At 52.1% G+C, this 11,028-nt stretch carries 8 protein-coding genes; 4 read left to right on the plus strand and 4 right to left on the minus strand.

Going from position 1 to position 11,028, the window contains the following annotated elements:
• Nucleotides 1–126: 126 nt before the first annotated feature.
• Nucleotides 127–1,677 (minus strand): multicopper oxidase CueO, encoded by a 1,551-nt coding sequence (gene cueO, locus A7098_RS02920; protein WP_105280304.1) that lies wholly within the window; start codon nucleotides 1,675–1,677, stop codon nucleotides 127–129.
• A gap of 164 nt (nucleotides 1,678–1,841) precedes the next feature.
• Between cueO and A7098_RS02925 the strand changes: the two genes are divergently transcribed.
• From A7098_RS02925 to speD, 3 genes are all read left to right on the plus strand, one after another.
• Complete coding sequence (locus tag A7098_RS02925) at nucleotides 1,842–2,189, plus strand: YacC family pilotin-like protein (RefSeq protein WP_105280305.1); 348 nt, start codon at nucleotides 1,842–1,844, stop codon at nucleotides 2,187–2,189.
• A gap of 105 nt (nucleotides 2,190–2,294) precedes the next feature.
• Nucleotides 2,295–3,161: a polyamine aminopropyltransferase gene (speE, locus tag A7098_RS02930; RefSeq protein WP_032224443.1), complete on the plus strand. Its 867-nt coding sequence runs from the start codon at nucleotides 2,295–2,297 to the stop codon at nucleotides 3,159–3,161.
• A gap of 15 nt (nucleotides 3,162–3,176) precedes the next feature.
• Complete coding sequence (gene speD / locus A7098_RS02935) at nucleotides 3,177–3,971, plus strand: adenosylmethionine decarboxylase (protein WP_000734284.1); 795 nt, start codon at nucleotides 3,177–3,179, stop codon at nucleotides 3,969–3,971.
• A 37-nt stretch (nucleotides 3,972–4,008) separates the two neighbouring features.
• Here speD and yacL read toward each other — a convergent pair whose 3' ends face one another.
• On the minus strand, nucleotides 4,009–4,371 hold the full coding sequence (gene yacL / locus A7098_RS02940; protein ID WP_010345363.1) for a protein YacL: 363 nt from the start codon (nucleotides 4,369–4,371) through the stop codon (nucleotides 4,009–4,011).
• 175 nt (nucleotides 4,372–4,546) lie between these two features.
• Complete coding sequence (gene acnB, locus A7098_RS02945; RefSeq protein ID WP_010350028.1) at nucleotides 4,547–7,144, minus strand: bifunctional aconitate hydratase 2/2-methylisocitrate dehydratase; 2,598 nt, start codon at nucleotides 7,142–7,144, stop codon at nucleotides 4,547–4,549.
• A 354-nt stretch (nucleotides 7,145–7,498) separates the two neighbouring features.
• Between acnB and A7098_RS02955 the strand changes: the two genes are divergently transcribed.
• Nucleotides 7,499–9,307: a DUF3300 domain-containing protein gene (locus tag A7098_RS02955; protein ID WP_105280306.1), complete on the plus strand. Its 1,809-nt coding sequence runs from the start codon at nucleotides 7,499–7,501 to the stop codon at nucleotides 9,305–9,307.
• A gap of 242 nt (nucleotides 9,308–9,549) precedes the next feature.
• Here the strand turns inward: A7098_RS02955 and lpdA are convergent, their stop codons facing one another.
• Nucleotides 9,550–10,974, minus strand: a complete 1,425-nt coding sequence (lpdA, locus tag A7098_RS02965) for a dihydrolipoyl dehydrogenase (protein ID WP_000102484.1) — start codon at nucleotides 10,972–10,974, stop codon at nucleotides 9,550–9,552.
• Nucleotides 10,975–11,028: the final 54 nt, after the last annotated feature.

Below are 11,028 nucleotides of genomic sequence, written 5' to 3' on the forward strand. Positions count from 1 at the left end.
ACGCCTTATTCGGCCTACAAAATCGTATGGTGCGTAGGCCTGATAAGTGTAGCGCATCAGGCAATTTTGCGTTTGTCATCAGTTTAAAGCCCGGAGAGATCCGGGCATATTTCCGAATACGTATTTTTACACCGTAAACCCTAACATCATCCCCGTATCTTCATGCTCCAGCAGATGGCAGTGCGCCATATAAGCATGTTCTTTCGGGGCATCGTGATTAAACTTCACCAGCACTTCGCTGACATTACCTTCTACCTTAACGGTATCTTTCCAGCCTGCGCGATGCGGCGCTGGCGGTTTGCCATTTTCTGACAAGATACGGAACTGCGTACCGTGGATATGGAACGGATGCAGCATCATGTCACCCACGCCAGAAATAACCCAACGTTCGTACTGTCCTTTCGCCGCCGCAAACATCGGCTTGTTCATATCAAACGCCTGACCGTTGATTTTATTGGCATGGTGGAAATCGAACTTCCCGCCGTGGCTCATATGATTCATATTACCGTGCCCCATATGCCCCATCATCTGGCTGTGATCCAACCCGGCCATCGCCTGATCGCCATATTTCTCCATCAGCATCTGCATCCCCATCATATCGAGCATCGGATCCATAGAGAGTTGCAGATTGCGTACCGTTAATCCGTCCAGCGAAGGTAAAGCAGGCAGGCTACTTAATGTGTCAGGTAAGGCACCTGAAGCACTAATGGCAATCGGCTGAATACGCATTACCGGATGCGGCTTATCAAACGGCGCAATCGCCATTCCCATCTGGCTGACCGGTAGCGTCACCAGATCAAACGGTTTGTTGTCGTTAACCTCCACCAGCACTTCAAAACGCTCGCCCATCAGCACCGGCAGTTCGCTCACCTTCACCGGTTCAGGCAGCAGACCACCATCGCTGGCAATCACATACAGCGGGCGATTGTCGCTGGTGGCGAAATTGAGCGAGCGGGCATTACAGCCATTAAGCAAACGCAGGCGCAGCCAGCCACGCGGTGCAGCGTGTTGCGGGTAAATAGCGCCGTTGGTCAGCAGCGTATCGCCAAACCAGCCCACGGCGGCAGTCATCACATCCAGTTGATAATCAATCTGCCCGTCGGCGTTAAATTTTTTATCCTGAACGATCACCGGGACATCATCGATACCCCACTGTTTCGGCAGCATTAATTTCAGGATCTCGTCATCTTCAATCACTACCAGTCCTGCCAGCCCCATCGCCACCTGACGCCCGGTTTTGCCGTGTTGATGCGGATGGAACCAGCAAGTGGCGGCAGGTTGATCAACGTTCAGCGTCACCGTGCGTTTACCGCCAGGCGGAATAATCCCCTGCGGGCCGCCGTCCACTTCACCCGGCACTTCCAGCCCGTGCCAGTGCAACGTCGTCTCTTCCGCCAGTTGGTTATAGATATCAACCGTTACCGCTTTGCCGCGCTGTAATTTCACCGCCGGCCCCAGCAGATTGCCGTTGTAACCCCAGGTGGTCGCCGTTTTCCCGGCAAAGCTGGACTGGCCTTCACCAATAGTTAACTGAATACGATTACGGGCATCGGTCGTGAGCAAATCAGGGATCGGTAACGTTGGACGATCCGCCGCAAATACTGCGCGGCTCCACAGTGGCAAAGCCGAAGCCACGCCCAGCGCGACGGAATATTTTAAGAAATCACGACGTTGCATAGTTATTTCCTTATTCTTAAGCAGGCGAAACAAAATCAAACGTTGAGCATAGTCCTTCCCCTTACAGGAAGGTCAAGCCACAGACACAATTTAATCCACAATAATGGTCGTCGCCTCGCTCGCAGTGTGCTAACGTTTATCATCTTTAAGTCCTGGTAGAAGCAATGAAGACGTTTTTCAGAACAGTATTATTCGGCAGCCTGATGGCTGTATGCGCAAACAGTTACGCGCTCAGCGAGTCTGAAGCCGAAGATATGGCCGATTTAACGGCAGTGTTTGTTTTTCTGAAGAACGATTGCGGTTACCAGAACTTACCTAACGGGCAAATTCGTCGCGCACTGGTCTTTTTCGCCCAGCAAAACCAGTGGGATCTCAGCAATTACGACACCTTCGACATGAAATCTCTCGGTGAAGATAGCTATCGCGATCTCAGCGGTATTAGCATTCCCGTCGCTAAAAAGTGCAAAGCCCTGGCTCGCGATTCCTTAAGCCTGCTTGCCTACGTCAAATAATCCCTGATACCTTTTTGTAGAAATATTGACCGTGCATCTGCGGTCAATGTTAGCTATTATGTTGCGCCCTTTTTTTACGGGTGTTAACAAAGGAGGTATCAACCCATGGCCGAAAAAAAACGGTGGCATGAAACGCTACACGACCAGTTTGGGCAGTACTTTGCTGTAGATAATGTTCTGTATCATGAAAAGACCGATCACCAGGATCTGATCATTTTTGAGAACGCCGCATTTGGTCGCGTGATGGCGCTGGATGGTGTAGTACAAACCACCGAGCGCGACGAGTTTATCTATCATGAGATGATGACCCACGTTCCTCTACTGGCTCACGGTCACGCGAAACATGTTCTGATCATCGGCGGCGGCGACGGTGCCATGCTGCGTGAAGTGACCCGACATAAAAACGTTGAGTCAATCACGATGGTGGAAATCGATGCGGGTGTCGTGACGTTCTGCCGTCAGTATCTGCCCAACCATAATGCCGGTAGCTACGACGATCCACGCTTTAAACTGGTGATCGATGATGGTGTCAATTTCGTTAATCAAACCAGCCAGACCTTCGACGTAATTATCTCCGACTGCACCGATCCAATCGGTCCCGGCGAAAGCCTGTTTACCTCAGCATTTTATGAAGGTTGCAAACGTTGCCTGAATCCTGGCGGTATTTTCGTCGCGCAGAACGGTGTCTGTTTTTTACAGCAGGAAGAGGCCATCGACAGCCATCGCAAACTCAGCCATTACTTCAGCGACGTTGGCTTTTATCAGGCGGCGATCCCGACCTATTACGGCGGCATCATGACCTTTGCATGGGCAACAGATAACGACGCCTTACGCCATCTCTCTACCGAAATTATTCAGGCGCGTTTTCTCGCCTCTGGCCTGAAATGCCGTTATTACAACCCGGCAGTCCACACGGCAGCTTTTGCCTTACCTCAGTATCTGCAAGACGCACTGGCTTCACAGCCGTCCTAAGGAGAAGATAAGAAATTGAAAAAACTGAAACTGCATGGCTTTAATAATCTGACCAAAAGTCTGAGTTTTTGTATTTACGATATCTGCTACGCCAAAACTGCCGAAGAGCGCGACGGTTATATTGCTTATATCGATGAACTCTATAATGCCAATCGTCTGACCGAAATCCTGTCAGAAACCTGTTCCATTATCGGAGCCAATATTCTTAACATCGCCCGCCAGGATTACGAACCACAGGGTGCCAGCGTCACTATTCTGGTGAGCGAAGAGCCGGTTGATCCGAAACTTATCGACAAAACAGAACACCCCGGCCCGCTGCCAGAAGCCGTGGTTGCCCATCTCGATAAAAGTCATATTTGCGTACATACCTACCCGGAAAGCCATCCTGAAGGCGGTTTATGTACCTTCCGCGCCGACATAGAAGTCTCCACCTGCGGCGTGATTTCCCCGCTGAAGGCGCTGAATTACCTGATCCACCAGCTTGAGTCCGATATCGTAACCATTGATTATCGCGTGCGTGGCTTTACGCGTGACATCAACGGTATGAAGCACTTTATCGACCATGAGATTAATTCGATTCAGAACTTTATGTCCGAGGATATGAAGGCGCTGTATGACATGGTGGATGTAAACGTCTATCAGGAAAATATCTTCCATACCAAGATGTTGCTTAAAGAGTTCGACCTTAAGCACTACATGTTCCACACCAAACCGGAAGATTTAACCGACAGCGAGCGCAAAGAAATTACCGCTGCGCTGTGGAAAGAGATGCGCGAGATTTATTACGGGCGCAATATGCCAGCTGTTTAACGGCTCAGGCGGAGCACAGAGGCTCCGCCTGCTTTATTTACTTCTGCTGTACGAATTTACGGTACGCCGCCACCACCTGAAGAAAATCCTCAACGCCGCACAGCGACAGGCTTTCTTCGTCGTAGTAGTTCATCCCCTCTTCCATTTCATCGCCAGCAAATTCCAGTTGATTGGCGCGAATCATCACCTCTTCGCCGTCCATCCATAGCGTGTACTCATGCCCTGCCCGCTGCCAGGAACGTTCGCTACCTTTGAGCGTGCGCGCGGCGTCTTCCACTTCATCAAGCAAGGCCAGGTTTTCTTTCACCTCTTCATTAAACCAGTGCCCGACCACTTCATGCCCCATGGACATACGCACCTTTACCACTCCGGTAATATCGCGCAGAAATTCGTAATCCATAGTGTGTTCCTCTGCTCCCGGCAATGCGCCGAAATCGCATTGCGCCATTGATGTAATTATCGCAGCCTTACCGGAGAAAAACAGCGGAACGGCGATGGTTTAGAAATAAAAAAATGCCCGGGAATCTCATTCACCGGGCATTGTGTCGTTTATGCGCAGCGCGTGCGCTGACTTTTTAAACCGCAGTCTGGAAAATTACACCATCGGCTTTTTCGGTGTACTGAGAAAGCTGGTTGAAGTTCAGATAACGGTAAGTATCAACGGCAGTTTTATCTACTTGCGCCACGTAGGTCTGGTACTCTTCCGGCGTCGGCAGTTTGCCAAGAAGTGCCGCAACAGCAGCCAGTTCCGCAGAAGCCAGGAAGACGTTCGCGCCAGTACCCAGACGGTTCGGGAAGTTACGGGTAGAGGTGGAAACCACCGTCGCACCGTCTGCCACACGCGCCTGGTTACCCATACACAGGGAACAGCCAGGTATCTCTATACGCGCACCACTCTTACCGAAGACGCTGTAGTAGCCTTCTTCGGTCAACTGCGCGGCGTCCATACGGGTTGGCGGTGCCACCCACAGGCGAGTCGGCAACTGGCCTTTATGCGCATCCAGCAGTTTACCTGCGGCACGGAAGTGACCGATGTTAGTCATGCAGGAACCGATAAACACTTCGTCGATCTTCTCACCCTGTACCGCAGACAGCGGACGTGCGTCGTCCGGGTCGTTCGGTGCACACAGGATTGGCTCTTTAATATCAGCCAGATCGATGTCGATCACCGCCGCGTATTCCGCATCCGCATCGGCTTCCAGCAGCTCAGGATTTGCCAGCCATTTTTCCATGCCCTGAATACGACGTTCCAGAGTACGACGATCGCCGTAACCTTCTGCGATCATCCACTTCAGCAGGACAATGTTAGAGTTCAGATACTCGATGATCGGCTCTTTATTCAGCTTGATGGTACAACCAGCAGCGGAACGCTCAGCGGACGCATCGGTCAGCTCAAAGGCCTGCTCAACTTTCAGATCCGGCAGACCTTCAATTTCCAGAATGCGACCAGAGAAGATGTTTTTCTTGCCTTTCTTCTCAACGGTCAGCAGACCTTGTTTGATCGCATACAGCGGAATGGCGTGTACCAGATCGCGCAGGGTGATTCCCGGCTGCATCTTGCCTTTGAAGCGCACCAGAACGGATTCCGGCATATCCAGTGGCATCACGCCAGTTGCGGCAGCAAATGCCACCAGACCAGAACCCGCCGGGAAGGAGATACCAATCGGGAAACGAGTATGGGAGTCACCACCCGTACCCACGGTATCTGGCAGCAGCATACGGTTCAGCCAGGAGTGGATTACGCCGTCACCCGGACGCAGCGACACACCGCCACGGTTCATAATGAAGTCCGGCAGCGTGTGGTGTGTGTTAACGTCAACCGGCTTCGGATAAGCCGCAGTGTGACAGAAAGACTGCATCACCAGGTCAGCCGAGAAGCCCAGGCACGCCAGGTCTTTCAGTTCATCACGAGTCATTGGGCCGGTGGTGTCCTGAGAACCGACCGAAGTCATTTTCGGCTCACAGTAAGCGCCCGGACGAATGCCTTTAACGCCACAGGCACGCCCCACCATTTTCTGCGCCAGCGAGAAGCCGCGATCGCTCTCAGCGACATCTTTCGCCTGACGGAAAACATCGCTGTGCGGCAGGCCAAGTGCTTCACGCGCTTTGGTGGTCAGGCCACGACCGATAATCAGCGGAATACGGCCGCCAGCACGCACTTCATCAATCAGCACGTCGGTTTTCAGTTCGAAGGTCGCCAGCAGTTCGTTGGTTTCGTGGTTACGCACTTCGCCTTTGTACGGGTAAACGTCAATCACATCGCCCATATTCAGGTTAGAGACGTCCACTTCAATTGGCAGTGCACCAGCGTCTTCCATAGTGTTAAAGAAGATTGGCGCAATTTTGCCGCCGAGGCACAGACCGCCGCCACGTTTGTTTGGCACATGTGGAATATCATCGCCCATAAACCACAGTACGGAGTTAGTGGCGGATTTACGCGAAGAACCAGTCCCTACAACGTCACCCACGTAGGCCAGCGGGAAACCTTTTTGTTGCAGAGCTTCGATCTGTTTGATCGGTCCAACAACGCCTGGCTGGTCTGGCTCGATGCCTTCACGGGCGTTTTTCAACATCGCCAGGGCGTGCAGTGGGATATCCGGACGCGACCATGCATCCGGTGCCGGAGAGAGGTCATCGGTGTTGGTTTCACCGGTCACTTTGAAGACGGTAACGGTCAGTTTTTCAGCCAGCGCCGGGCGATTCAGGAACCATTCGGCATCTGCCCAGGACTGCATAACCTGCTTCGCATATTTGTTGCCGGCTTTGGCTTTTTCTTCTACATCATAGAAGTTATCGAACATCAGCAGCGTATGAGACAGTGCTTTGGCGGCAATTGGTGCCAGTTTGGCATCGTCCAGCGCATCGATCAGCGGATGAATGTTGTAACCACCCTGCATGGTGCCCAGCAGTTCAATGGCTTTTTCTGGAGTCAACAGTGGGGATTTGGCTTCGCCTTTCGCGACAGCAGCAAGGAAACCAGCTTTTACATAGGCGGCTTCATCGACGCCAGGGGGAACACGGTTGGTTAACAGATCTAACAGGAATTCTTCTTCGCCCGCAGGCGGGTTTTTCAGCAGCTCTACAAGCGCGGCCATTTGGTTTGCATCCAGGGGCTTGGGCGCAATCCCCTCAGCGGCACGCTCAGCTACGTGCTTACGGTATTCTTCTAGCACGACGGTTCTCCTCGCTCTCATTGTCATAGTGCGGCAGGCGATTCTCTTCACGCTCCTGTGAGACAGCAGTTTGTAGGGTAAATGCCCAGTACCGCAACGGGCAGAATAGCAGGATTTTGACGATGTGTTAATCCGTTTACAAAAAAGCAACATAAAAAAGTGGCTGAATCGTTAAGGATGGTCTAGAGATTGTTTCCCTTCGTAAAAACTTCGTTAATTCGCAGAGTGATAATCACCTTTATCAACGAATCCCAAGATTAGTCAAAATTTAAACTACCGCCTCTTTATACTCGGATTCACAGCACCTGCGGGTGGCAGTTCGCCGACCATTGCGATTTCCTTGAGATCCGAATTATGAAAATGACTTTGCCGTTTAAACCCCATGTGCTGGCGCTAATTTGCAGTGCCGGGCTTTGTGCCGCTTCCGGTGCTTTGTATGTAAAAAGCCGCACTGTGGAAACGCCTGTAGAAGCGCAAACTGTGCCTGTTGTCACTACAGCTACGCTTCCAGCAACGGTTTCCGCGCCGCCAGTAGTACCTGCCGTCGTCAAATCTACCTTCAGTACTGCGCAAATTGATCAATGGGTCGCGCCTGTCGCACTGTACCCCGATTCTCTGCTTTCACAAGTGTTAATGGCATCAACCTATCCGGCAAACGTTGCGCAAGCAGTGCAATGGTCGCACGATAATCCACTTAAACAAGGTGACGCTGCTATTCAGGCAGTAGCTGACCAGCCGTGGGATGCCAGCGTCAAATCACTGGTGGCGTTTCCACAGTTGATGGCATTGATGGGCGAAAACCTGCAGTGGGTGCAAAACCTGGGCGATGCGTTTCTGGCACAGCCGCAGGACGTGATGGACTCGGTACAGCGTTTGCGTCAACTGGCGCAACAAACCGGGTCGCTGAAGTCATCAACCGAACAGAAAGTCATTACGACAACGAAGAAAGCTGTACCGGTAAAACCGACTGTCGCGCCTTCCGCCATACAATCCAATACCGTTTCAACAGCCAGCCCCGTCATTACAGAACCTGCACCGACCGTAATAACCATCGAACCAACCAATCCGGATGTGGTTTATATTCCCAACTATAACCCGACCGTGGTTTACGGGAACTGGGCCAATTCCGCGTATCCGCCGGTTTACCTGCCGCCGCCAGCCGGAGAACCGTTTGTTGACAGCTTTGTGCGCGGTTTCGGCTACAGCATGGGCGTCGCCACTACATACGCGTTATTCAGCAGCATCGACTGGGATGACGACGATCATGACCATCATCATGACGATGATGATTATCATCACCACGATGGCGGTCATCGTGACGGCAACGGCTGGCAACACAACGGTGACAACATCAATATTGACGTCAACAATTTCAACCGTATCACCGGTGAGCATCTTACTGATAAGAATATGGCATGGCGGCACAATCCAAACTACCGTAATGGTTTGCCTTATCATGATCAGGATATGGCAAAGCGGTTTCATCAAACCGATGTCAGTGGCGGCATGAGCGCCACGCCGCTTCCTGCACCGTCGCGCGACAGTCAGCGTCAGGCGGCGGCAAGCCAGTTTCAGCAACGAACACACGCCGCACCAGCCATTACGCGAGATACGCAACGTCAGGCTGCGGCACAACGGTTTAATGAAGCGGAACACGATGGCAATTATGACGATTTTCGCGAGTTCAGCCGTCGCCAACCACTGACCCAGCAGCAAAAGGATGCCGCTCGTCAGCGTTATCAGTCGGCCTCACCTGAACAGCGCCAGGCGTTCCGTGAGAGAATGCAAACTAACCCGCAGAACCAGCAGCGAAGAGAGGCGGCGCGTCAGCGTATTCAGTCCGCTTCACCTGAGCAGCGCCAGGCAGTCCGCGAGAAAATGCAGACTAACCCGCAGAACCAGCAGCGAAGAGATGCAGCGCGTGAGCGTATTCAGTCCGCATCACCAGAGCAGCACCCACTCAACCAACAGCAACGTGATAACGCCCGCCAGCGTATTCAATCGGCATCTCCTGAACAACGTCAGGTTTTTCGGGAGAAAGTTCAGGAGAACCGCCCGCAACGTCTAAACGACAGTAACCGTACTGCCAGGCTGAATAACGAGCAACGGTCTGCGGTACGTGAACGGTTGTCTGAGCGTGGAGCAAGAAGACTGGAAAGATAAATTGCAGGCGTAAAAAAAGCGGCGTTGTTAGCCGCTTAAGACTGATGACAAACATCGAAGCGCCCGATGCGCAAGCTTATCGGGCCTACACGGCACCTGCAATGTATTGAATTTGCATGATTTTGTAGGCCGGATAAGGCGTTTACGCCGCATCCGGCATCAACAACGAGCACTTTGTCAACAATCTGAAGCGGCCAGAATAGCCGCTTCTTAATTTGCCGGATGTTCCGGCACACGAAGAATTACTTCTTCTTCGCTTTCGGGTTCGGCAGGTCAGTGATGCTACCTTCGAATATTTCTGCCGCCAGACCCACAGACTCATGCAGAGTCGGGTGCGCGTGGATGGTCAGCGCGATGTCTTCCGCGTCACAACCCATTTCGATTGCCAGACCGATTTCACCCAGCAGCTCACCGCCGTTAGTACCGACAATTGCACCACCGATCACACGGTGAGATTCTTTGTCGAAAATCAGTTTGGTCATACCGTCTGCGCAGTCGGAAGCGATAGCACGACCAGAAGCAGCCCACGGGAAGGTGGCGGTTTCGTAGCTGATGCCTTTCTCTTTCGCTTCTTTCTCAGTCAGACCTACCCATGCAACTTCTGGTTCGGTATAAGCGATAGACGGGATAACTTTCGGATCGAAGTAGTGTTTCTTACCTGCGATAACTTCAGCAGCAACGTGACCTTCGTGAACACCTTTGTGTGCCAGCATCGGCTGACCGACGATATCGCCGATAGCAAAGATGTGCGGTACGTTGGTACGCAGTTGTTTATCAACGCGGATGAAGCCACGGTCGTCCACTTCCACGCCTGCTTTACCTGCGTCGAGGTTTTTACCGTTCGGCACACGACCAATCGCTACCAGCACGGCATCGTAACGCTGCGGTTCAGCCGGTGCTTTTTTGCCTTCCATCGTCACATAAATACCGTCTTCTTTCGCTTCAACGGCAGTAACTTTGGTTTCCAGCATCAGATTGAATTTCTTGCTGATACGCTTGGTGAAGACTTTAACGATGTCTTTGTCAGCCGCAGGGATAACTTGGTCGAACATTTCAACCACGTCAATCTGTGAACCCAGCGCGTGGTATACGGTTCCCATTTCCAGACCGATGATACCACCACCCATAACCAGCAGGCGTTCTGGTACTTCTTTCAGTTCCAGCGCGTCAGTGGAGTCCCAGATACGCGGATCTTCATGCGGAATAAACGGCAGTTGGATCGGGCGAGAACCCGCTGCGATGATCGCGTTATCGAAGTTGATCACGGTTTTACCGTTCTCACCTTCAACTTCCAGGGTGTTCGCCCCGGTGAATTTACCCAGACCGTTGACCACTTTGACTTTGCGGCCTTTCGCCATACCAGCCAGACCACCGGTCAGCTGATTGATCACTTTCTCTTTCCAGGTACGAATCTTGTCGATATCGGTTTTCGGTTCACCGAAGACGATACCGTGTTCAGCCAGAGCTTTGGCTTCTTCGATAACTTTCGCTACGTGCAGCAGTGCTTTAGAAGGGATACAGCCGACGTTCAGGCAAACACCGCCGAGGGTGTTGTAGCGTTCTACGATTACGGTTTCCAGACCTAAATCAGCGCAACGGAAGGCAGCAGAATAACCTGCGGGGCCTGCCCCAAGTACCACGACCTGAGTTTTGATTTCAGTACTCATCATGACCTCTATTTATTTATCTCCGGCGGTCATACCCGTCGTCTTTCAGGCCGC

It is taken from the genome of Escherichia sp. MOD1-EC7011, assembly GCF_002965005.1.
GTDB classification, from domain to species: Bacteria; Pseudomonadota; Gammaproteobacteria; order Enterobacterales; family Enterobacteriaceae; genus Escherichia; species Escherichia ruysiae.